Origin of the sequence: Brevibacterium luteolum (assembly GCF_013004595.1) — a bacterium.
GTDB lineage: Bacteria > Actinomycetota > Actinomycetes > Actinomycetales > Brevibacteriaceae > Brevibacterium > Brevibacterium luteolum.
In genome coordinates, this window is record NZ_JABEMC010000004.1 from 253,407 (window position 1) to 275,107 (window position 21,701).

Genomic DNA, 21,701 nt, shown 5'->3' on the forward strand with positions numbered 1-21,701 from the left:
TGCCCAAGTCTATCGAGCCACGCAGGCTGTGCACACCGTTCTCAGTCCAGTCCGGCAACCCGTCGTCTGGCCATGAGGGTGACGGCCGTGGCGGTGGCGACAGCGGCCAGTGCTGTGAGGGTCAGATGGGTGCCCTCGGGGCGCAGCTCCTCACCGGCCTGCCCGGCCAGTGCCAGGAGCACGAGGGCGGCGAGCGCGCACACGGCAACGGCGCTGACGACCCAGAGCAGAGCACTCACAATGATGCTGAGGAGGGTCTTCACGACTGCGCCTTCCTGCAGGGGCGGTCAGTCGAGGTCGATGACCGCGCGCTTCGGTGAGCGACCGGGGACTGCCGTTTCACTCATCGTCAGCCCCGGCTGGGAGTCCTCCACCGCCTCGATGTGAGACTCCTCACCTGAATTGTCCATCGACTCGCTCGGGCTGGCAAGGAGTGGCGACTCTGCCGCGCGCACATCAGAGGCGACAAGCAGGTTGATCCAGCGGGCGCGCGGATCGGCGTCGACGAGCAGCGCCTTGACCAGCAGGGTCGCCGGCAGGGCCAGCAGCGCACCGAACCAGCCGAGCACCCACACCCAGAACAGCAGGGACAGGAACGAGATGAAGGGGGTGACGCCGACGGACTGGCCGGTGAACTTCGGCTGGATGATCGCCTGGATGACGAAGTTGAGCAGGCTGTAGGTGATGACGACCCACAGGGCGTCCCACCATCCGCCTTCGATCAGCGCCATGATGGCCGGCGGCACCAGGCCGATGACGAAGCCGATGTTGGGGATGTAGTTGGTCAGGAACGCCAGCACACCCCACACGAGCGCCAGCGGCACGCCGATGATGAGAAGGGCGACGACGTCGAGGGCGGCGACGATGAGGCCGAAGACGGTGGCCACGACCCAGTAGCGGCGCACGCCGACAGCGAAGGTGCTCATCGCCTGCACGAAGCGCGGCTGCACGCCCGAGGCCAGGGTCATGCGCCGTGGGAAGGCCAGAGAGTCCATGACGATGAAGAAAGTCGCCATGATCGCCGTTGTCACGAGTGTGACGACCAGTGTCGCGTTCGACAGCACCTCGCGCAGCGCGGCGGCGAGCTGGTTGACGTCGAAGTTGGCCATCTGCTCCTTGACGAACTCGGGAGTCAGACCCAGCGATGAGCTGCCGGCGAGCAGGTCGCGGTAGAGGTTGTCGAGCTCATCGGAGTATTCGGGGATGACGAGGACGAGCTCGGCGATCGACCAGCCGGTGAGTGCGAAGAAGGCCGCCACGACGCTGAGCACCAGCAGCACGGTCACAACAGCGGCAGCGGCGGCCGGGACGCGTCGGCGGATCAGCCAGGCCTGCACCGGATAGCCGACGATCACGAGGTTGAAGGCCAGGAACACCGGGGCGATGATGAGCTGGAGGTCCTTGATGAATCCGACGGCGAAGAACAGCCCGGCCAAGCCGAGGACGATGATCGTGAACCGCGGCAGCGCCCACTCCCGGGGCCGGACCGCCTCAGCGGTTGCCGGCCGGCCTGCGCTGGTCAACGGCCTTTCCTCTTCTCCCGGATCCGCATGCTCACATCGATCGGGGTGCCGGTGAAGCCGAAGGTCTCCCGCAGCCGCCGGATGATGAACCGGCGGTAGCTGGGATCGAGGAACCCCGTGGTGAAGAGCACGAACTTCGGCGGCCGGGAGGACGCCTGTGTGCCGAAGAGGATGCGCGGCTGCTTCCCGCCGCGCAGCGGGTGCGGATTGGCAGCGGAGAGCTCACCGAGGAAAGCGTTGAACCGGCCGGTCGGGATGCGGGTATCCCAGCCTTCGAGAGCAGCCTCCATGGCGGGCACGAGCTTCTCAGCGTGCCGGCCGGTCTTTGCGGAGATGTTGACGCGCGGGGCCCAGGCGACATGGCCGAGATCGCGCTCGATCTCGCGTTCGAGGAAGTGGCGGCGCTCCTCATCGAGCAGGTCCCATTTGTTGAAGGCGAGCACGAGCGCACGGCCAGCGTCGAGGACGAGGCGGATGATCTTCATATCCTGATCGCTCAGCGGCTCATTGGCCTCCAGCAGCACGACGGCGACTTCGGCACGCTCGAGCGCGGTCTGGGTGCGCAGCGCTGCGTAGAAGTCAGCACCTGAGGACTGGCGGGCGCGCTTGCGGATGCCGGCGGTGTCGATGAAGCGCCACTGCTTGCCGCCGAGTTCGACGAGTTCGTCGACCGGGTCGCGGGTGGTGCCGGCGGTGTTGTCGACGATGACGCGTTCGGTGCCGACGAGCTGGTTGAGCAGCGAGGACTTGCCGACATTCGGCCGGCCGACGAGCGCGATGCGGCGCGGGCCGCCGACCTCTTCGGTCTGCCCGGTCGCCGAGACCTCCGGCAGCATCTCCATGATCGCGTCGAGGAAGTCGGCCACTCCCCTGCCGTGCATGGCTGAGATCGGGTGCGGCTCACCCAGCCCGAGTGACCAGAGTTCGGCGGCCATGAGCTCGCCGCGTTCGTCATCGACCTTGTTCGCTGCCAGCAGCACCGGCTTGCCGGAGCGGCGCAGCATCCGCACGACGTGCTCGTCGGTGGCAGTCGGGCCGGTGGTGGCGTCGACGACGAAGACGACGCCGTCGGCCATGCGCACGGCGATCTCGGCCTGTTCGGCGATGCGGGAGGCCATGCCGCGCGAGTCGATGTCCCAGCCGCCGGTGTCGACGAGGGTGAGCGGGCGGCCGTTCCATTCGGCGTGATAGCTCACCCGGTCGCGGGTGACGCCGGGGACGTCCTCGACGACGGCCTCACGGCGGCCGAGGATCCGGTTGACCAGCGTCGACTTGCCCACGTTGGGCCGGCCGACGATCGCAAGCACTGGGGCCGGGCCGCGTCCGCCGTCTTCGGCCTCGATGACGCCGTAGGCCTCCAGCAGCTCACGGTCCTCCTCTTCCAGTTCGTACTGGTCGAGGCCAGCGCGCAGGGAGGCGGCACGCTGTTCGGCGTCGTCGTGGTCGATCGCCTGCACGCGCTCGGGCAGCGACTCGTCGGGGTTCTCGACGAATCCGTCGCTGGGCTGGGATCCGGGCTCCTGTGCGGAGGGTGACATGGTCATCAGGCCTTCTGTGCGGCGGCGACGAGTTCGAGGACTGCGCCGACCGACTGGTTGAAATCGATATGGGTGGTGTCGAGCGTGCGCACGCCGTCTGCGGCGGTGAGGAAGCTCGTCGTCTTCGAGTCCTTGGCATCGCGGCCGAGGGTGACGTCGCGGGTGGCGGCCACCGCCTCGGCGTCGGCCCTGCCGTGGGTCTCCTTGGCGCGGCGGGCGACACGGACCTCGTCATCGGCGGTCATGAGGATGCGCACCGGGGCGTCGGGGGCGACGACGGTGGTGATGTCGCGGCCTTCGACGACGATGCCAGGTGAGGCTGCGGCGATGATCTGGCGCTGCATCTCGATGAGCTCGCTGCGCGCCTCGGGCACGGCGGAGACGACCTGCACGCTGGCCGAGACCTCCGTCGAGCGGATCTCCTCGGTCACGTCGATGCCGTCGACGGCGACGGCAGGGGCGGCCGGGTCGGTGGAGATCTCCAGGTCAGCGCCGCGGACGAGTTCGACGACGTCGCCGGGATCGGTGACGCCGCGGGTCATGCACAGCCAGCCCATCGCCCGGTACATCGCGCCGGTGTCGAGGTAGGCGTAGCCGAGCTGGGTGGCCACGGCCTTCGAGACGCTGGATTTTCCGACGCCGCTGGGGCCGTCGATGGCGATAACGGTCATTGCTGTCCTTCGTGTTCGATGACGGCTTCGGGAACCCACCAGCCGCGGGAGGTGAGGCCCTCTTCGAGTTCGCGCTGCCGTGCCGGCACGACAGCGACTTCGACACTGCCCAGCTTAACGCCGGTGGCGTGCTCGATCCGGATGTCCTCGATGTTGATGCCGAGCTCGCCGACATCGGCGAAGAGCTTGCCGAGCATGCCGGGGGTGTCGTCGATGAGGACGGTGATCTCGGCGTACTTCTGCGGGGCCTGGCCGTGCTTGCCGGGGATCCGGTCGTAGCCGTCGTTGCCGGCGGTGATCGTCTGCGCGATCGTCGCGATCGCCCCGGGTGCCAGCTCGAGGGCGCTGATGAGGGTGTCGAGGTCTGCGCGGATGCTTTCGAGCACCTCGCGGACCTCGGCGGCGTTGCCGGCCAGGATCTGGGTCCACAGGCTGGCATCGGAGGCGGCGATGCGGGTGACGTCGCGCAGCCCCTGCCCGGCCAGGGCAACGCCGTCGGCGGGCATGTCGACAAGCTGGGCAGCCATGAGGCTGGCCATCACCTGCGGGGCATGCGAGACACGGGCGACCGAGGAGTCGTGGAACTCCGGGTCGAGGTGGACGACGGCCGCACCGACGTCGGTGGCCAGTGCGACGATCTGGGCGAGGCGGGCAGCCGGGGTGTCGTCATCGGAGCAGACCACCCAGGGCCGGCCGACGAACAGGTCGTCGCGGGCGGCGATCGCCCCGGACTTCTCGCGGCCGGCCATCGGATGGGAGCCGATGTAGCGGTCGAGGTCACCCGGCGCGCAGGCCGCGCGCACCTCGTGCAGCAGCACGGTCTTAACGCTGGCGACATCGGTCACGGTCGCCTCGGGGAACCGGTCGAGGGCGGTGAGGATCGTCTGTCCGGCCACGTCGGGCGGTGTGGCGACGATGACGACATCGGTCGCCTCAGGTTCGCCGACGGTGCCTGCGCCGAGGTCGGCGGCCAGCCGCTGCGCGGTCGGTGACAGGTCGGCGAGAGTCACCTCGTGTCCGGCGCCGGTGAGCGCGAGTCCGAGTGAGGTGCCGAGCAGGCCGGTGCCGATGACGTGCACACTCATCGTCTGGCTCACAGACCGACCGCCTGCATGAGCTCTCCGATCTCATCGGGGCGCAGGTCGCGGACCTTGCCCTGGCGCTGTTCGGCCAGGGCGATCGGGCCGAAGTGGGTGCGCACGAGCCGGTCGACGGGGTTGCCGACGGCATCGAGCAGGCGGCGCACGACCCGGTTGCGGCCTTCGTGCAGGACGAGTTCGACGAGCGCGCGTCCGGGGGTTGAGTCGATGAGCTTGAAGGAGTCGACCCGGGCGATGCCGTCGTCGAGTTCGATGCCCTCGCGCAGACGGGCGCCGACGTCCTTGGCGACCGGGCCGCGCACCTGGGCGAGGTAGGTCTTGGGGATCTCATAGGACGGGTGGGTCAGCCGGTTGGACAGCTCCCCGTCGTTGGTGATGAGCAGCAGGCCCTCGGTCTCGGCGTCGAGGCGGCCGACGTGGAAGAGCCGTTCGGGCCGGTCGCGCAGGTACTCGGCCAGGCTCGGCCGGCCCTCGGGGTCGTCCATCGTCGAGACGACGCCGGCGGGCTTGTTGAAGGCGAGGTAGACGCGGTCGGGGGCGGTGACGATGCGCATCGAGTCGACGTGGACGGTCTGGGTCTCCGGGTCGATGCGGGTGCCGAGTTCGGTCACGATCTGCCCGTCGACTTCGACGCGGGCGTCGGCGATGAGCTGCTCGCAGGCGCGCCGGGAGCCAAGGCCGGCATCGGCGAGCACCTTCTGCAGGCGCACGCCGTCAGGCTGGTGGACGGCGTTGGCCGCCGAGGTGTTCTGCTGGGCGGTACGCTGCGCCTGGCTGCGCTGTCGGCGGGTCGGGCGTTTGGACCGGTGGCCGGGTCCGCGTGGATTGCTGCGAGTCATAGGGGTCATTGTCTCAAACCCGCACGTGGTTGCCGAACCGGGCGCGAGGTGTGGCTGCAGCTTGTGCTGCCGCTCAGGTCTCGGCAGGCTCCCCGCCGGCTTCCAGGCCCACCTCGGCTGGTGCTGCCGGTTCGTCGGCGTCTGCGCCGAGGTCGATGTCGTCGCCGGTGGCCACGTCGTCGTCTGCCGGCAGGAAGGGTGCGATGTCGGGCAGTTCGTCGAGGCTGTCGATGCCGAGGCTTTCAAGGAACTGGCCGGTGGTGGTGAACTGGCGTGCTCCGGTGAGCTCTTCGGTGCCGGCTTCGACGATGAGGCCTCGCATGAGCAGGGTGCGCACCACACCGTCGACGTTGACGCCGCGGATCGCGGAGATCCGTGCGCGGGTGACCGGCTGCCGGTAGGCGATGACGGCCAGGGTCTCCAAGGCCGCCTGGGACAGGGTGGCGGTCTGGCCGGCGGTGAGGAAGTCGGAGACGAGGTCGTGGTAGTCGCTGCGCGAGTAGATCCGCCAGCCGCCAGAAGCCTCCCGGAGCTCGAAGCCGCGCTGCCGGCTGCCCGGCTGCCGTCCGTCGTAGTCGGCCTGCAGCTGCCGGCAGGCGGCGGTGACGGTACCGGCCTCGATGCCCAGGCTCTCCGCCAGCGCTTCGGCGGTGACGGGGGCGTCTGCGATCATGAGCACGGCTTCGATCCCGGCCAGCAGCGTGTCCTCAACCTGCGCCCCGACCTGCTCCTCGACCTGTTTGTCAGCCTGCGCTGTGTGCTGCTCGGTCATGTCGGCTCCTCGTCATCAGCTGGGGTCGGGGCGTCCCATTCGTCGGTGTCGGGCAGTGCGATGGTCGCCAGGTCTGCAGCTTCTGCGGCGACGACGGTGAGCTCGCCGAGCGGGGCGGGCTGGTCGAAGTCGCACATGCCGGCTTTGAAGAGCTCGAGGAGTGCGAGGAACCGGGCGACGACGACCATGGTGCTCTCGGCATCGGCGATGAGGTCTGAGAAGGTCAGCTGGCCGTGCTGGCCGAGGCGGGTGAGGACGACGGTGCGCTGTTCGGCGACGCTGATCTGGGGCAGGTGCAGGTGGTCGGTGCTCACCGTCGGCGGGGTGTGGTCGCGCTGCAGCACGGTGGCGTAGATCGCGGCGAGCACCTGCGGGGTGGCGGTGATCTCGAGCGGCGGGAGGATGTCGCGCAGTCCCTCCTCCAGCGGCACAGACCGGGCGGTGCGGGTGGCGGCGTGTGCCATCTGCTCGGCGAAGACGGCGGAGACGGCCTTGTAGGCGCGGTACTGCAGCAGCCGGGCGAAGAGCAGGTCGCGGGCTTCGAGCAGTTCTAAGTCGAGTTCGTCATCGACGTCGCCGCGCGGCAGCAGCCGGGCGGTCTTGAGGTCGAGCAGGGTGGCTGCCACGAGCAGGAAGTTCGACAGCTCATCGAGGCTCTGCTCTGCCCGCAGCGCGGTGACGTAGGCGATGAACTCGTCAGTCACCTCGGCTAAGGCGACATCGGTGATGTCGAGTTTGCGCTTGGAGATGAGCCCGAGCAGCAGGTCGAAGGGGCCGGAGAAGTTCTCCAGCGTGACGACGAAGCCGCCGGACTCGTTATGCCCGGCGGCTTCGCTGGTCTCGGCATCACCGGCGGCCGGGGCCGAGGCGTCCTGCTGTGCCGTGCTCATCGCTGGGCTCAGGGTGCTCCCCCGCGGGCCACGAGCTCGCACGCCAACTGACGGTAGGCCTGTGCTCCGGTATGGGTGGGGGCGAAGGAGATGATCGGCTCAGCTGCCACCGAGGCGTCGGGGAACTTCACGGTGCGGCTGATGACGGTGTCGAAGACCCGGTCGCCGAAGGCCTCGACGACCCGGGCGATGACCTCCTTGGCGTGCAGGGTGCGGCCGTCGAACATCGTGGCGAGGATGCCGTCGATCTCCAGGCCGGGATTGAGGCGGTCCTGGACCTTCTCGATCGTCTCGACGAGCAGGGCGACACCGCGCAGCGCGAAGAACTCGGTCTCCAGCGGGATGATGACGCCGTGGGCGGCGGTGAGCGCGTTGACGGTCAGCAGGCCGAGCGAGGGCTGGCAGTCGATGAGGATGACGTCGTACTCATCGGAGACCTTCGCCAGGGCGCGGGCGAGGACCTGTTCGCGGGCGACCTCGCCGACGAGCTGCACCTCGGCAGCGGAGAGGTCGATGTTGGCCGGCAGGATGTCGATGCCCTCGACGTTGGAGGGTTCGATGACCTCGTGCGGGTCGAGCCGGGAGTTCATCAGCACGTTGTACACGCTGCGCTCGAGGTCGTGCGGGTTGAGGCCGAGCCCGACGGAGAGCGCACCCTGCGGGTCGAAGTCGACGAGCAGCACCCGGCGGCCGTAGTCGGCCAGCGCGGCTCCGAGGTTAATCGACGAAGTCGTCTTGCCGACGCCGCCCTTCTGGTTCACCATTGCGATGATCCGTGCCGGGCCGTGCCCGTCGAGCGGCGGCGGTTCAGGGTACTCGACCTGCGGTCGCCCGGTCGGGCCCATCACCTCGGCATCTGGGATGTCCAGCTTCTGCTGCGAATCAGCCACGCCAGTCTCACCTTTCGTCTCGGATGTGTTCAGCTTATCGTGCGCACCGGCACTTTCGTCGTTCCACCGCGCCTGCTGCCGCAGGCTGGGCTGTGTGCCGGTTCAGCGGGCCCGCGGGTGGGTGGTGGCGTACACCTCGCGCAGGGTCTGGCTCGTCACCCGCGTGTAGATCTGGGTAGTCGTCACGGCGGCATGCCCGAGCAGCTCTTGGACGACCCGGATGTCGGCGCCGCCTTCGAGCAGGTGGGTGGCGAATGAGTGGCGCAGCGAGTGCGGGCTGATGTCGTCATCGAGGCCGGCGTGCTGGGCGGCGGTCTTGATGGTCTGCCAGGCGGATTGGCGGCTGAGCCGGCCGCCACGCTGGTTGACGAACACCGCGCCGGCGCGCTGCCGGCCGGTCTGCTGGCCGGCACCGGCGCGGGCGGTCATCTCCGGCCGGGCGCGCACAAGCCATGCTTCGAGCGCTTCGGAGGCGTGTGAGCCCAGCGGCACGAGGCGTTCCTTGCTGCCCTTGCCGTAGAGGCGCACGATCCTCGATTCGAGGTCGATGTCGTCGATGTCGACGCCGATCGCCTCGCTGATCCGCGCGCCGGTGGCGTAGAGGAACTCCAGCAGTGCCCGGGCCCGCAGCTGAACCGGTTCGTCTCCAGCGCAGGCAGCGAGCAGCCGTTCGACCTCAGCGATGGTGAGCGCATGCGGCAGGGAGTCGACGTCGCGGGGTGGGGAGATCTCAGCGGCCGGGTCATCCGACACCCGTCCTTCGGCGTGGAGGAATCCGAACAGCCGCCTGATCGCCACGGTCAGCCGTGCCCGGGAGCGCACCGCCAGGCCGGTGTCGGCGATGAGGGCGAGGAAGGTCTCCAGGTCAGATCCGGTGACGGCGGTGAGGTCGCGGATCTGCTGGTCTTCAAGCCACGTGAGCAGGCGGGCCAGATCGCGAGCATAGGCGTCGAGCGTGTTGTGCGACAGGCCGCGTTCGAGCTGCAGGTGGGCGAGGTAGTCGCGAACCGGATCGGCCAGCCCAGCCGGCGCCTCGGGCAGCAGTTCGGCTGCGTGGCGGGCCATCAGGATCCGTCGGCGGCAGGCCCGGTTCGGGTGCGGGTGCCGCGGGCGCGCAGCTGCACGTCTCTGGCCGGCCACGGTTCGTCGGCTGCGCGCATGTTCTCCCAGCCGCGGGCGCGGGCGTGGTCGGCGTGCAGGATCGCCAGCGCGGCGGTGCCGTTGGTCACGCGTCCGGCCAGCACCGCTTCGACGGCCTCGGTCAGCGGGATCCAGGCCGGCACGATGCCGTTCTCCTCCCCGTCGCGCAGGTGGCGTTCGGCCTCCGGGACGGCGCTGAGGTCGCGGGCGGCGAAGATCCGCAGCGTCTCGCTGACCCCACCGGGCGTTGAGAGCTGGTCGGCGAGCAGGTGCCATTCTTCTGCATGCAGGTCGGCTTCCTCACCGAGTTCGCGCTGGGCTGCGTGCAGCGGTTCCTCACCGGGCACATCGAGCAGGCCGGCTGGGATCTCCCAGTCCCGGCACAGCACCGGGTGCCGGTACTGCTGGATGAGCAGGATCCGGTCCTCAGCGTCGATCGCAGCGATCGCGACGGCCCCGGTGTGCTGGACGAAGTCGCGGGTCAGCGGCTCGTCGGATTCGGGCAGCGAGAAGGTCTCGCGCCGCACGTCCCACACGTAGCCGCGGAAGGCGGTTTCACTCGAGGTCACCTCAGCGGGAGTGAACTCGTCGCGCAGCTCGGCTGACGGGCCCTGCTGTGCTGTCAGGGCTTCGGCAGCCGAGGTGGCGTGTCGGGCGTGCATCAGACGCTTTGCCGGTCGAGTGCTGCGCGCACGAGACCGGAGAACAGCGGGTGGGCCTCTGTCGGCCGGGACCGCAGCTCCGGGTGGGCCTGCGTGGCGACGTAGTACGGGTGGACGTCGGCGGGCAGTTCGACGAACTCGACGAGCTGCTGGTTCGGCGAGGTGCCCGAGATCACGAGCCCGGCGTCAGTGAGCTGCTCGCGGTAGGCGTTGTTGACCTCATAGCGGTGGCGGTGGCGCTCGGAGATCTCGTCAGTGCCGTAGACACCGGCGACGATGCTGCCCGGCAGCAGGTCGGCACTGTACAGGCCCAGGCGCATGGTGCCGCCGAGGTCGCCTTCACCGTCGACGATGTCGAGCTGTTCGGCCATCGTGGCGATGACCGGCGCCGAGGTGTCGGGCTCGAATTCCGTTGATGACGCCTCGTCGATGCCGGCGACGTTGCGTGCGTATTCGACGACCATGCACTGCATGCCCAGGCACAGGCCAAGCGTCGGGATGCCGTTCTCGCGGGCGTAGCGCAGCGCCCCGAGCTTGCCTTCGATGCCGCGGATGCCGAAGCCGCCGGGCACGCAGATCGCGTCGAGGCCGGCGAGGTGCTCGGCGGCGCCTTCAGGGGTTTCACACGAGTCGGAGGCAATCCAGTGGATGTTGACCTTGGCGTCTTCGGCGAATCCGCCGTGGCGCAGCGCCTCCGTCACCGACAGGTAGGCATCAGGCAGGTCGATGTACTTGCCGACCAGGCCGATCTCGACTTCGTGACGCGGGTTGTGCACGCGTTCGAGCACCCAGTCCCACTGGTCCCAGTCGACGTCGCGGAAGGGCATGTTGAGGCGGCGGATGACGTAGACGTCGAGGCCGCCATCGTGCAGGACCTTCGGGATGTCGTAGATGGACCGGGCGTCGACGCAGGAGACGACGGCTTCGAAGTCGACGTCGCAGGCCGAGCCGATCTTCGCGCGGATCGAATCCGGCAGCTCCCGATCGGAGCGCAGCACGATCGCATCAGGCTGGATGCCGATCGAGCGCAGGGCTGCCACCGAGTGCTGGGTCGGCTTGGTCTTGAGCTCACCCGAGGGCCCGAGGTAGGGCACGAGGGAGACGTGGATGAAGAAGCAGTTCTCGCGGCCGACGTCGTGGCGGACCTGGCGGGCGGCTTCGAGGAACGGCAGCGATTCGATGTCGCCGACGGTGCCGCCGACCTCGGTGATGATGACGTCCGGAGCCTCACCGTCGGTGCGCTCGGCCTGGGACCGCATCCGCAGCTTGATCTCATCGGTGATGTGCGGGATCACCTGAACGGTGTCACCGAGGTAGGCGCCGCGGCGCTCCTTGGCGATGACCGAGGAGTAGATCTGCCCGGTAGTGACATTGGCGCTGGCGTCGAGGTCGGTGCCGAGGAAGCGCTCGTAGTGGCCGATGTCGAGGTCGGTCTCTGCGCCGTCGTTGGTGACGAACACCTCACCGTGCTGGAAGGGGTTCATCGTGCCCGGGTCGACGTTGAGGTAGGGGTCGAGCTTCTGCATCGCGACTGTGAGCCCGCGCTGTGCGAGCAGATGTCCCAGCGATGATGCTGTCAGTCCCTTACCGAGGGAAGATGCCACACCCCCGGTGACGAAGATGTGCCGGGTTGTGTTCTGTCCGCTTGTTCGCAATCGATTCACCACGGAATTGAATTCTATCAGGGCGGAGGGCACCGCGTCCCGCCAGGGACGCGGTGGGAATCAGCGGCGCTCGTTCGGGCGGGTGCCGGCATGCATGCCGAGGACCGTGTCGTAGATGTCGAGCAGGATCAGCCCGGCGGTGTCGACGCTGGTGGAAGCGGCTACCCGGTCCTTGGCTGCGACTGCTGCGGTGGCACGGGCGGCGGGGTTGTCGACGTAGTCGGCGATGGCGGCCAGCAGTCCGGGCGTGTCGTCGGCGGCGACGTGGGTGACGCGCTCACCCCAGATGCGGGCACCGCGCTCCCGGCCGATGTGGACGACCGGCCTGCGCATCTGCATGAGCCCTTCGGTGCTCAGCCCGGTCATCCGGTCGGCGGCGATGACAAGATCGGCGGCAGCGGCCACCTCGGCGGCGGAGTATTCGCTGGCCACGCGGATGTGGTCGAAGCGGTTGGCGATCTCGCGGCTGACCTGGTCGCGGGCTGCTCCCCCGCCGGTGAAGGCGACCACCCAGCGGCGGTCGGGACGGTGGCTCGGCAGCCTGATCGCGGCATCGAGCACGGTGGTCAGGTCGGTGCCGTCGCGCATCTCGATGGGGCTGGCGATGAGCCAGTGGCCGGCAGGCACGTCGAGGTCGCGGCGCACCCGCTTGCGGTCGCGGGTCAGCGCCGTGGCGACATCGGCGCGCGGGTCGAGGTCGGGGCGCAGCAGCGGGGCGCGTTCGGTGACCGGGACTTCGAGGTCGGCGAAGTACTCGCAGACCGGGTCGGTGGTGCCGAGCACGGCAGTCGAGGTGCGGGCGACGGTGCGGGCCAGCAGCGATTCGACGGTGCTGGATTCGTCGAAGCGCTCGACAGTGGTGATGATCGCCGGCTGCATCCGCTGCGGCAGACCGGTCAGGGCGAGACCGGCGAGCGCTCCGGCGTGCAGTCCGTGGGCGTGGACGAGGTCGACGTGCCGGTAGTACTTGTGCAGTGTGAAGGCGTGCGCGGCGTCGGAGGCGCGGATGCCGCGCACCGCGCCGATCTCGATGTGGACGAGCAGCGGGTCAGCGGTGTCGAGACCGAGCGTGTCGAACACGGACCGGCGGGCAGCGATGGCGGTCGGGTAGCCGGCCTGCAGGTGGCGCGCGATGGTCTCGCGGGCCATCTCGACGACAACGGAATCGGCGGTGTCGAGAACGTGCATGATCCGGGTGCTGGGATCCGGTCCGAGGGGCGTCTGGCTGGCGAGTTCGCTCATGGCTGTCGCTCTTTCTGCTGGTCGCGGATGGGTTGCGTCTGTCTCTAGACTAGCGATGTTTCAGCGGCTGCCGGCATCGAGCAGGGACGTGTAGTGGCGGAGGATCGTGCGGGCGACTTCGGGTTCGCGCGGCAGGTCGAGTGCCTTGTGGGCCGCGCGGCGACCGAGTTCGGCGCGCATCTGCTCTTCGGCGGCGAGCATCCGGATGCCCTCGGCCATCGCCTCGGCGTCCCCGGGGGTGATGAGCAGGCCGGCGTCACCGAGCAGTTCGGGGGTGCCGCCGGTCGCGGTGGCGATGATCGCTTTGCCGGCCATCATCGCTTCCTGCAGCACGAGTGCGCGGGCCTCCCACAGGCTGGAGAGGACGAAGATGTCAGCGGCTTGGTTGAGGGTGGTGACGTCATCGCGCTGGCCGAGGAAATGCACCGGCAGCTGTTCGGCGATGACGCGCTTGCGCAACACGCGCGTCTCCTCCTCATCAGCGGCTCCGGCGATGAGCAGATGCACCCGGTCGTCATCGAGGCGGGCCAGGGCGTCGAAGAGCAGACCGTAGTTCTTCTGCGGGGCGATCCGGCCGACGGCGAGCATGAGGACGGTCTCGCGCGGCAGTGCGAGTTCGCGCAGCAGTCTGGAGCGCAGCAGCCGGTTGTTGACGTCTTCGGCGAACTGCGGGTCAGGCGCTGCGGCTGGGGCGAAGACGGCGTTGCGGGCACCGTGGTCGCGAGCGCGGACGACGAGGTCGGAACTGGCCCCGATCGTCAGGTCGGCGCCGCGGGCGACGTACATCTGCACGGCCTTCTCGGCAAGTTCGCGGATGCCGCTGCCCATCGCCTGGTTGTGCCAGGAGACGACGGTGTGGGGGCGTTTGCGCTTGGAGATCCGGTTGGCGGCCGTGAGTGTGGTGAAGCCGGCGCGGAAGCCGTGGGCGTGGACGATGTCGGCGTCGAAGGTGGCGATGAGCTTGCGCAGCCGGTTGATTGAGACGGTGTCCCTGACGCTGAGACGGGTGCCGAGCTCGAGGGGTGCGAAGACCACCTGGCCGAGAGCGTCGAAGCCGAACTGCTCGTTGGTCGCCGATGGGCCGATGACGCCGACGGTGTGGCCTGCCTGCGCGAACTCCCGGGCCAGGGAGGCGACGTGGGTTCCCACTCCTCCGGTAGAGGTGGCTAAGACCAACAGAATCCGCAGGCTGCGCATGGACGATGTCCTCTCAGTCGATCGCTCACCGGCGCCTTCGGCGCCGCTTCAGCCAGTCTAACGAATCCGGAGGGCTCTGCTGGCCGGTCGGATCAGCGGCCGGCCAGCTGGCGCAGCGAGGTCACGAGCCGGCGGTTGAGCACGAGGGTGAGTCCGGCCATGACGGCGACGGCGATGAGGCCGGAGACGAGGCCGGAGACGACGGCGCCGCCTGCTGGCGGCCAGCTTCCTGTCACGGTGAGCATGAGCTGGGCGCCGCCGTAGCCGGCGGCGGCTGCGGCAAGGGAGGTGAGCACGGTGATGAGCAGGTTGCGCGTCATGCCGTGGAGGGCCTCGGCGCCGACGGCTCGGCGCATGAAGGTCAGGTGGAGCACGGCGGCGACACTCATGCCGACGGCGTGTCCGAGGCAGACGAGGATGAGGGTGGTCGCAGCGCGGCGGCTGGGCTCGGTGGTGGTGATGACAGCGGCTCCGATGAGCACGGTGGCGATGACGGAGATCCATCCGGTGGTCGTGCCGATCGCAGCGTAGCGGGCGGATTCGAGGGCGGCGTACATGCGCATCGCCCAGGCGATCATGCACCAGCCCGGCACCGCAAGTGCCATCACGAGGATTGCGGTCGACATCGCAGCGAAGGGCACGGCTTCGGATCCGGAGGCGGCGTCGAGGGCGGTGAAGAACTGCTGCAGCGGCACGGCTGCGGCCACTAGGATCGCAGCCCCCAGACCGCCGGCGATGAGGATGGCTGCGGTTGTCGTCGCCACGGTGCGCGGCACCTCAGCGGCGGCTTCTGCGGCCTGCCGGGACAGGCGCGGGAACACGACGGTGGCGATCGGCACGGCGAGCACCGCATACGGCAGCATGTACACGGCCTGGATGTAGTTGAACAGCACAAACACGCCGGTGCCGCCGGTGCGGTTGGAGACGGTGAGCACCGAGAGGATCGCGATCTGCTGGGCGATGAGCGCGGTCATGCCGGCGGTGCCCAGGCGCACGGCACGGCGGGCGACACCGTCGGGGAAGGTGAAGGTCGGCCGCAGCCGCACCCCGGTGGCTGTGGTCGGCAGCCACAGCGGCAGGGCCAGAGCGACGACTCCGGCGGTGGTGCCCCAGGCGAGCAGGGCCAGAGGCCCGGCGGCTGCGGAGTCCGCGTCGGTGGGAACTGCGCCGTAGGCCAGGTAAGTGCCGATGACGACGAGGCTGGAGAGCAGCGGCATGAATGCCGGCCACAGGAACTTCCGGTGTGCCTGCAGCACTCCGGTGAGCACCGCTCCGACGGCGTAGAGCGGCAGCTGGGCGGCGAAGATGAGGAGGAACTGCCCGGCGTAGTGGGCAGCGGCCGGGTCAGCCCCGGCGCCGCCGGCGATGAGGGCTGCGGCCAGCGGCTGGTGGAACGCGGCCACGAGCACGGCCAGCGGCACGGTCAGGGCCAGTGACCAGGTCAGCAGCGCCGAGGCGATCCGGTTGACCTGCTCGCGGTCGGTGCGTGCGATCGGGGCGGCCAGCAGCGGCACGACCGCTCCGGCCAGGGCACCTCCGGCGACGACCTCGTAGAGGATGTTCGGCACCTGGTTGGCCGCCTGGTAGGCGGTGCCGACGACGCCGGCGCCGACGGTCGGAGAGAAGACGAGCCAGCGGACGAACCCGATGACCCGTGTCAGCAGGGTGATGACGGCGACGGCCAGTGCCGCCCCGGCTGTGGCCCGCAGCCAGCGGGGCATCAGTGCACTCGTGCCCAGGCGTCGAGCTCGCGCAGTCCCGGGGTGCTTTCGATGATCTCGGTGAAGGAGACCTTCTCGCTGGCCAGGGTCAGGCCGGCCAGCAGGGCGAGGCTGAGGGCGAGTTCGGTGCGGGAGGCGTCGAGGGCGGCGGCGGTGCCGAGCAGGCTGCCGAGTGCGTTGGCGCCGGTGTCGCCGAGCATCGTGAGCCCGGCGGCGTCATCGGCGAAGGCCGCGGCGACGACGCCGAGGCTGCCGCCGGTGAGCACGAGGGCGGCGCCGCAGCCGGCGAGCAGGCCGATGCCGGCCAGTGTGGCGCTGGCTTTGAGTGCGCGGGCCGGGCGCAGGTCGAGGAGGTTGATGAGGTTGGCGGTGCCGGCGATGACGCCGCCGGCCAGCACGGCATCGGCGAGGCTGCCGGCGATCTGGGAGCCGAACAGCTCGTCGGCGTCCCGGCCGATGAGTGCGGCGACGACCGACGAGGCGGAGATGCCGAGGATTTTGAGACCGCCGGTGGTGACCTCGCCCCGGGCGAGGGCGCTCAGGTGTCCGCGCAGTCCCTTCTCGCTGCCGGATTCGGCGAAGTCGTCAACAGCGCCGAGCACCCCGGCGGCGGTGGTCGCCAGGGTGGCGGCCAGACGGTGCGGCAGCGGGTCCGCGAAAATGGCCACAGTCGTGGCGCCGACGGCAGCGGCGGGGCCTTCGATGAGGGAGACGGTCTCTCCGGCGTGGTTGGTGCGGTCGAGGCGGTCGCTGAAGCCGAGGCGGTCACGGGCGGCGATGACTCCGCGGGTGGCGGCGTAGCCTGCAACGGCGGCGACGGAGGCGGTGACGAGCGTGCGGATCATTTCTCTGCTCCTGGCATGATGGCGTCGGCGTTGGCGGCGAAGCCGTAGTGGCCTTCGGACGTGTCGTCGTGCAGGGCAGCGACGGTGAGTGCGTTGATGACCGGTCCGGCACCGAGTTCGATGCTGTCGACGCTCGAGACGCCGATGTCGTTCTCGCGCACGTAGCCGACCAGGCCGCTCTCAGCACCGGCGGTGGTGCCGGCGACGACGGTCGGGGTGGCTTTGTCGAGGTCGGTGGCGAAGGCCGAGTAGGCGTTGGCCTCTGGACGCGGCGCCTCGGTGGCGCCGGCATCGCTTCGGCCTGCCTGTGCCTCGGGCACCGGCGGGGCGATGAGCACGATGACCTCAGCGGCGGCGTAGCTGCCGCCGTTGAGACGTCCGGCGGCACCGAATGCCTGGAGCACGTCCTCGGACTGCTTCTGGTCATACCGGGTGCCCTCACCGCCCTCGGGGGCGGCAGGGGCCTCGGTCGCGTCGCCGGTCGGAGCCTCGCTGGCGGCTTCCTCTTCGGCAACGCCGCCGGCAGACACGGCTGCGGCCAGCGCGGTGGTGAGCGCGGTCGCGTCGTCGTCAGGCAGGTTCGGGTCGATCGAGCGCAGCGTGTCGAGCAGATCCTCAGCGCCCTTCGGGTCGAAGGCGTCGGCGGAGAGCTCACCGCCGTCGTTGACTGAAGCACCGGCCTCGGACAGGCGGTCGCGCACAGCGTTGACGGCGTCGGCGTTCGTGTCGGCGGCGCGCACGAGGGTCACCGGCACCTCGGGCAGCCGGTCCTTGAGGAGGTCCGGGGCGGTGGCGGCGATGAACTCGTTGAGGTCGCTGACGTCGGTCTTCGACTGGTCGAGGTCGGTGCGCAGTTGGTCGCGGTCTGAGCGCAGTGAGTCGACCTGGCTCTGCAGGGATTCGCCGATCGGTTCCTTCAGCGGTCCTGCGCCGAGCACGATGCCGATCGCCAGCGCGACGAACACCGAGATGAGGGACACGAGGTGGTAGCGGAAGTCGATCACGTCAGAGGAGGCCCTTCGTCGAGCAGATGAGTGGCGGGCAGATGGGATTCTAGCGGCAGCACGGCCAGTGCCTCAGGGGTCGGGGCCGGTGAGAACAGGTTCTCGATCCATTGGATGAGCCCGTCGAACTGGGCGCCGATGAGCCCGAGCAGCGTCTGTCCGGCCGGGGTGGCCGACATCGCGACGAACAGCGCGAACAGTCCAGCCAGGGCGAGGATCGTCAGCTGCCAGGAGGAGATCCGCTGCCGGTACAGCAGTGACACGCCCTTGGCGTCGAGCAGCTTCGAGCCAACACGCAGGCGGGTAAGGAATGTCGAGGCCATGCCGCGGCGGCCCTTGTCGAGGAACTCGATGAGCGTGTCGTGGGTGCCGACGGCGACGATGAGCGGGGAGCCCTTGTCATCGGCGAGCAGCATCGCGATGTCCTCGCTGGTGCCTGAGGCGGGGAAGATGACGCATTCGAGGCCGAGGTCGTGCAGCCGCTCGACACCGGGCGCTCGGCCGTCGCGGTAGGCGTGGACGACGAGTTCGGCTCCGGAGCTCAGGGCGGCGTCGGAGACGGAGTCCATGTCGCCGACGATCATGTCCGGGGAGTAGCCGGCTTCGAGGATCGCATCGGCTCCCCCGTCGACGCCGATGAGGATCGGGCGGTATTCGCGGATGTAGGTCCCCAGCATCGCGAGGTCTTCTTTGTAGTGGTAGCCGCGCACGACGATGAGCGCGTGCCGGCCGGCGAAGCTCGTGCGCACGTGCGGGACGACGAAGTCCTCCGAGAGCAGGTCGGAGTCCTTGCGGATGTACTCGATGGTGTTCTCGACGAAGTCGACGAGCACCTTGTTCATCCCGGACTCGGCGTCCTTCATCTGCTTTTCGATGCTCAGCCGGGTGTGCACCCGCCCGTCGCCCAGGGGTGTGCCGTCGCGTTCGAGGACACCGTCGCGCAGCTGCAGTTCCTCACCTTCGGTGATGGAGTCCATGAGCTCTTCGCCGGCTTCGTCGATGAGCGGGATGCCGGCGTCGACGATGATCCCGGGCCCGAGGTTGGGGTAGCGTCCCGAGATCGACTTGACGGTGTTGACGACGGCTGCCGGGCGGCATTCGACGAGGGCCTCAGCGGAGACGCGGTCGATGTCGGAGTGGCAGATGACGGCGATCTCACCGGGCTGGAGTCGTTTGGTGAGATCCTTCGTGCGGCGGTCGACGCGCGTCACGGCAGGACCGATCGTCAGATCGGTCTCGATGGTCTCGCGGCTCTTGCGGATCTTCATGGTGCCGCCATTGTCGCATGCGGCATGTCAGAACTGCGCCTTCGCCTCAGCTGCGGTGTCCATGAGTTCGACGGCATGGGCGCGTGCCGAGCCGGAGTCGGCCATCCCGCCGAGCATCCGGGCCAGCTCCTCTTCGCGTCCGGCGCGGTCGAGGGCGGTGACACCGGAGACGGCCCCGCCGGACTGGTCGTCTTTGACGACGGTGATGTGCGTATCGGCCCACGCGGCGACCTGCGCGAGGTGGGTGACGACGATGACCTGGGAGTGGGCGGCCAGGCGGGCGAGCCGGCGGCCGATCTCGATGGCGGCTTTGCCGCCGACGCCGGCGTCGACCTCGTCGAAGACGAAGGTCGGGAAGGTGTCCTTGGCGGCTTTGACGACTTCGATGGCGAGCATGACACGCGAGAGCTCACCGCCGGAGGCGAGCTTGCCGATCTCCCCGGGGGCGGCTGCGTCGTGGGCGCTGAAGAGCATCGCCACGGAATCGGTTCCGAGGCTGTGCGGGGCAGCCTCGTCGATGTCGAAGACGATCTTGGCCCGCGGCATCGACAGGGCCGACAGCTCAGCGGAGACAGCGGTCGCGAACTCCTCTGCCGCCTGCTCGCGCAGCTCACGCAGCCGGGCTCCGGTCTCAGCGACTGCCTCGGCGGCGGCTGCCACCGCATCATCCATCCCGGCCGAGGAGCTCTCAGCGTTCTGCAGCTCCAGCAGCTCAGCCCCGGCCTGGGTCTCGAAGGCGAGCACCTCGGTGACGTCGGCGCCGAAAGCCGACAGCGACCCGAGCGCCGCCCGGCGGGCCTCGGTGTCCTCCAGGGACTGGCCTTCGAGGTCGGTGAAGGAGGCGACGTAGGCCGAGAGCTCGGTGGCGGTGTCGGTCAGCCGGATGCGCACATCGGTCAGCGCCTCGACGTGGGTCTCAAGGCTGGCGTCGGTGCGCGCGGCGCGGGTGACTTCGGCGATCGCCTGTTCGACGGCGTCGAGGGCGTTGTGGGTCTCCTGCCAGTCGCTGCCGGCGAGTGCGTCATGGGCGGTGCCGACGGCCTGCTTGAGGTCTTCGGCGGCGCCGAGCCGGGCGGCGAGGGCTTTGAGCTCCTCGTCCTCACCTTCGACCGGGCGGACCGCGTCGATGGTCTCGAGGCTCTCGGTCAGATAGGCGATGCGGGCGGCGCGTTCGGAGGCGGTCTCACGCAGGCGGGCGGCTTCGGCTTCAAGCTCCTGCCAGCGTTTGAAGGCCTGCTGGTAGCTGGTGAGCGCATCGGCGATCGCGGTGCCGCCGTATCGGTCGAGCAGTGCGCGCTGTTTGGCAGCTGAGCGCAGGGTGATCTGCTCGGACTGGCCGTGCATGGAGACGAGCGCGTCGCCGACGTCCTTGAGCACGGCCAGCGGTACGGTGCGTCCGCCGGCTGTGGCGCGGGCGCGTCCGTCGGCGGGGATGCTGCGGGTGAGGATGGCCTCTTCGTCGGCTTCTCCCCCGGCTTCGTCGATGCGGTCGGTGAGCTGCTCGCGCGCCTCGGCCGGCTGGTCGCTTAGGTCGAAGATCCCTTCGACGATCGCCTTCTCGGCCCCGGCCCGCACGACGCGGGGTTCGGCACGCGCGCCGGTGAGCATGTCGAGGGCGGTAACGAACATCGTCTTGCCGGCACCGGTCTCACCGGTCACGACAGTCAGACCGGCGCCGAGGTCGATGTCGGCTGCTGAGATGACGCCGAGGTTCTCGATGCGCAGACTCGAGATCATCGATCTCCTCGCTGCTGCTCCTCGGTGCTGACGACCGGCACGGCGTTCGTGTCAGCGGTGTGGCTGGGGCCGCGCCATCCGGTGACCGGCAGCTGGAACTTCGCGACCAGCCGGTCGGCGAACCGGCGGGCCGACAGGCGGGCGAGCGCGACCGGGGTCTTCGAGCGGCGGGCTTCGATACGGGCGCCTGCGGGCAGTTCGATCTCGTGGCGGCCGTCGCACCACAGGCCGGCGTGCATGCCCGGCTGGGAGGGCCGGAATTCGACGCCGAGGTGGGAGTCGGGGCTGACGACGAGCGGTTTGGTGAACAGGGCGTGGGCGGAGATCGGCAGCATGAGCAGCGCTTCGACATCCGGCCATACGATCGGACCGCCGGCGGAGAAGGCGTAGGCGGTCGAGCCGGTCGGGGTGGCGAGGATGACGCCGTCGCAGCCGAAGGAGGACACCGGTCGGGAGTCGACGCCTAAGATCACGTCGATCATGCGGGTGTCTTCGCTCTTCTCGATCGTCACTTCGTTCAAGGCCCAGGTGCGGTGGATGACCCGGCCGTCGGCGATGACGCGCACGTCGAGGGCCATGCGCTCGTCGACGTCGTAATCGCGGCTGACGGCCCGGTGGACGGCGACGTCGAGGTTCTCGCGTTCGCTTTCGGCCAGGAATCCGACGTGTCCGAGATTGACGCCGAGCAGCGGGACGGTGAGGTGGCGGAACTTCTCGGCCGCACGCAGGATCGTGCCGTCGCCGCCTAAGACCATGACGAGTTCGCAGTCGCGTTCGAGGGTGTCGATGGCGTCGTCGTCGCAGACCCTCACGGGGGTGACGAGGCTGCCGATGTGGCTGAGGAGCATCTCGTAGTCGGAGGCGAGCATGACCGGCAGGATCCCATCGGAGTGCAGCGTCTGGCACACACTCAGGGCTGCTTCGCGCGAGTCGGCTCGCTGCGGGTGAAGTACGACGACGATGCTGCGATCCACGTATCTCCCCTTCCTCGTCGTCTC

General features: G+C 69.2%; 20 protein-coding genes. All 20 read right to left on the minus strand.

The window, feature by feature from the left end; translation table 11 throughout:
- Positions 1 to 41: 41 nt before the first annotated feature.
- The 20 genes from HLA91_RS08580 to HLA91_RS08675 all read right to left on the minus strand — a co-directional run bounded on the left by HLA91_RS08580 (position 42) and on the right by HLA91_RS08675 (position 21,677).
- Positions 42 to 263, minus strand: a complete 222-nt coding sequence (locus tag HLA91_RS08580; RefSeq protein ID WP_102160620.1) for a hypothetical protein — start codon at positions 261 to 263, stop codon at positions 42 to 44.
- A gap of 24 nt (positions 264 to 287) precedes the next feature.
- Complete coding sequence (locus tag HLA91_RS08585) at positions 288 to 1,523, minus strand: AI-2E family transporter (protein WP_102160622.1); 1,236 nt, start codon at positions 1,521 to 1,523, stop codon at positions 288 to 290.
- A complete protein-coding gene (gene der, locus HLA91_RS08590; protein ID WP_165884738.1) occupies positions 1,520 to 3,061 on the minus strand; it encodes a ribosome biogenesis GTPase Der in 1,542 nt (513 codons plus the stop codon). The genes HLA91_RS08585 and der overlap by 4 nt, the downstream gene beginning before the upstream one ends.
- Positions 3,062 to 3,066: 5 nt before the next feature.
- On the minus strand, positions 3,067 to 3,732 hold the full coding sequence (cmk, locus tag HLA91_RS08595) for a (d)CMP kinase (protein WP_170274324.1): 666 nt from the start codon (positions 3,730 to 3,732) through the stop codon (positions 3,067 to 3,069).
- Complete coding sequence (locus HLA91_RS08600) at positions 3,729 to 4,817, minus strand: prephenate dehydrogenase (protein WP_102160779.1); 1,089 nt, start codon at positions 4,815 to 4,817, stop codon at positions 3,729 to 3,731. The genes cmk and HLA91_RS08600 overlap by 4 nt, the downstream gene beginning before the upstream one ends.
- 8 nt (positions 4,818 to 4,825) lie before the next feature.
- Positions 4,826 to 5,671, minus strand: coding sequence for a pseudouridine synthase (locus HLA91_RS08605; protein WP_165882666.1), 846 nt, complete (start codon positions 5,669 to 5,671; stop codon positions 4,826 to 4,828).
- 73 nt (positions 5,672 to 5,744) lie between these two features.
- The gene (gene scpB, locus HLA91_RS08610) at positions 5,745 to 6,443 is read right to left on the minus strand and encodes an SMC-Scp complex subunit ScpB (RefSeq protein ID WP_165882665.1); all 699 of its coding nucleotides are present in this window, start codon (positions 6,441 to 6,443) and stop codon (positions 5,745 to 5,747) included.
- Entirely contained in the window at positions 6,440 to 7,333 is an 894-nt protein-coding gene (locus HLA91_RS08615) for a segregation and condensation protein A (RefSeq protein ID WP_170274325.1), read from the minus strand. The genes scpB and HLA91_RS08615 overlap by 4 nt, the downstream gene beginning before the upstream one ends.
- An 8-nt stretch (positions 7,334 to 7,341) precedes the next feature.
- Positions 7,342 to 8,178, minus strand: a complete 837-nt coding sequence (locus HLA91_RS08620) for a ParA family protein (RefSeq protein WP_102160781.1) — start codon at positions 8,176 to 8,178, stop codon at positions 7,342 to 7,344.
- Between the two features lie 147 nt (positions 8,179 to 8,325).
- Positions 8,326 to 9,288, minus strand: coding sequence for a site-specific tyrosine recombinase XerD (gene xerD, locus HLA91_RS08625; protein ID WP_102160631.1), 963 nt, complete (start codon positions 9,286 to 9,288; stop codon positions 8,326 to 8,328).
- Positions 9,288 to 10,025: an NUDIX domain-containing protein gene (locus HLA91_RS08630; RefSeq protein ID WP_170274326.1), complete on the minus strand. Its 738-nt coding sequence runs from the start codon at positions 10,023 to 10,025 to the stop codon at positions 9,288 to 9,290. Before HLA91_RS08630 ends, xerD begins: the two co-directional genes overlap by 1 nt.
- Positions 10,025 to 11,689, minus strand: a complete 1,665-nt coding sequence (gene pyrG / locus HLA91_RS08635) for a CTP synthase (RefSeq protein ID WP_420867886.1) — start codon at positions 11,687 to 11,689, stop codon at positions 10,025 to 10,027. Before pyrG ends, HLA91_RS08630 begins: the two co-directional genes overlap by 1 nt.
- Positions 11,690 to 11,749: 60 nt before the next feature.
- On the minus strand, positions 11,750 to 12,931 hold the full coding sequence (locus tag HLA91_RS08640; protein ID WP_170274328.1) for a group 1 glycosyl transferase: 1,182 nt from the start codon (positions 12,929 to 12,931) through the stop codon (positions 11,750 to 11,752).
- Positions 12,932 to 12,991: 60 nt separating this feature from the next.
- Positions 12,992 to 14,080: a glycosyltransferase family 4 protein gene (locus tag HLA91_RS08645; protein WP_420867885.1), complete on the minus strand. Its 1,089-nt coding sequence runs from the start codon at positions 14,078 to 14,080 to the stop codon at positions 12,992 to 12,994.
- A gap of 140 nt (positions 14,081 to 14,220) precedes the next feature.
- Positions 14,221 to 15,849 carry a murein biosynthesis integral membrane protein MurJ gene (gene murJ / locus HLA91_RS08650; protein WP_170274329.1) on the minus strand — a complete coding sequence of 543 codons (1,629 nt, stop codon included), beginning with the start codon at positions 15,847 to 15,849 and terminating at the stop codon, positions 14,221 to 14,223.
- Positions 15,849 to 16,694, minus strand: coding sequence for a hypothetical protein (locus HLA91_RS08655; protein ID WP_170274330.1), 846 nt, complete (start codon positions 16,692 to 16,694; stop codon positions 15,849 to 15,851). The genes murJ and HLA91_RS08655 overlap by 1 nt, the downstream gene beginning before the upstream one ends.
- Positions 16,691 to 17,698, minus strand: a complete 1,008-nt coding sequence (locus HLA91_RS08660) for a copper transporter (protein WP_170274331.1) — start codon at positions 17,696 to 17,698, stop codon at positions 16,691 to 16,693. The genes HLA91_RS08655 and HLA91_RS08660 overlap by 4 nt, the downstream gene beginning before the upstream one ends.
- Entirely contained in the window at positions 17,695 to 18,966 is a 1,272-nt protein-coding gene (gene steA, locus HLA91_RS08665; protein ID WP_102160649.1) for a putative cytokinetic ring protein SteA, read from the minus strand. Before steA ends, HLA91_RS08660 begins: the two co-directional genes overlap by 4 nt.
- Before the next feature lie 27 nt (positions 18,967 to 18,993).
- Entirely contained in the window at positions 18,994 to 20,703 is a 1,710-nt protein-coding gene (gene recN / locus HLA91_RS08670; protein WP_170274332.1) for a DNA repair protein RecN, read from the minus strand.
- A complete protein-coding gene (locus HLA91_RS08675; RefSeq protein ID WP_170274333.1) occupies positions 20,700 to 21,677 on the minus strand; it encodes an NAD kinase in 978 nt (325 codons plus the stop codon). The genes recN and HLA91_RS08675 overlap by 4 nt, the downstream gene beginning before the upstream one ends.
- Between the last annotated feature and the right edge of the window lie 24 nt (positions 21,678 to 21,701).

What these genes read in the sequence shown, in the direction of transcription:
- der (WP_165884738.1), bottom strand. Translation starts at nt 3,061, where the DNA reads ATGTCACCCTCCGCACAGGAGCCCGGATCCCAGCCCAGCGACGGATTC.
- cmk (WP_170274324.1), bottom strand. Translation starts at nt 3,732, where the DNA reads ATGACCGTTATCGCCATCGACGGCCCCAGCGGCGTCGGAAAATCCAGC.
- HLA91_RS08600 (WP_102160779.1), bottom strand. Translation starts at nt 4,817, where the DNA reads ATGAGTGTGCACGTCATCGGCACCGGCCTGCTCGGCACCTCACTCGGA.
- HLA91_RS08605 (WP_165882666.1), bottom strand. Translation starts at nt 5,671, where the DNA reads ATGACTCGCAGCAATCCACGCGGACCCGGCCACCGGTCCAAACGCCCG.
- scpB (WP_165882665.1), bottom strand. Translation starts at nt 6,443, where the DNA reads ATGACCGAGCAGCACACAGCGCAGGCTGACAAACAGGTCGAGGAGCAG.
- HLA91_RS08615 (WP_170274325.1), bottom strand. Translation starts at nt 7,333, where the DNA reads ATGAGCACGGCACAGCAGGACGCCTCGGCCCCGGCCGCCGGTGATGCC.
- HLA91_RS08620 (WP_102160781.1), bottom strand. Translation starts at nt 8,178, where the DNA reads ATGGGCCCGACCGGGCGACCGCAGGTCGAGTACCCTGAACCGCCGCCG.
- xerD (WP_102160631.1), bottom strand. Translation starts at nt 9,288, where the DNA reads ATGGCCCGCCACGCAGCCGAACTGCTGCCCGAGGCGCCGGCTGGGCTG.
- HLA91_RS08630 (WP_170274326.1), bottom strand. Translation starts at nt 10,025, where the DNA reads ATGCACGCCCGACACGCCACCTCGGCTGCCGAAGCCCTGACAGCACAG.
- HLA91_RS08640 (WP_170274328.1), bottom strand. Translation starts at nt 12,931, where the DNA reads ATGAGCGAACTCGCCAGCCAGACGCCCCTCGGACCGGATCCCAGCACC.
- murJ (WP_170274329.1), bottom strand. Translation starts at nt 15,849, where the DNA reads ATGCCCCGCTGGCTGCGGGCCACAGCCGGGGCGGCACTGGCCGTCGCC.
- HLA91_RS08655 (WP_170274330.1), bottom strand. Translation starts at nt 16,694, where the DNA reads ATGATCCGCACGCTCGTCACCGCCTCCGTCGCCGCCGTTGCAGGCTAC.
- steA (WP_102160649.1), bottom strand. Translation starts at nt 18,966, where the DNA reads ATGAAGATCCGCAAGAGCCGCGAGACCATCGAGACCGATCTGACGATC.
- recN (WP_170274332.1), bottom strand. Translation starts at nt 20,703, where the DNA reads ATGATCTCGAGTCTGCGCATCGAGAACCTCGGCGTCATCTCAGCAGCC.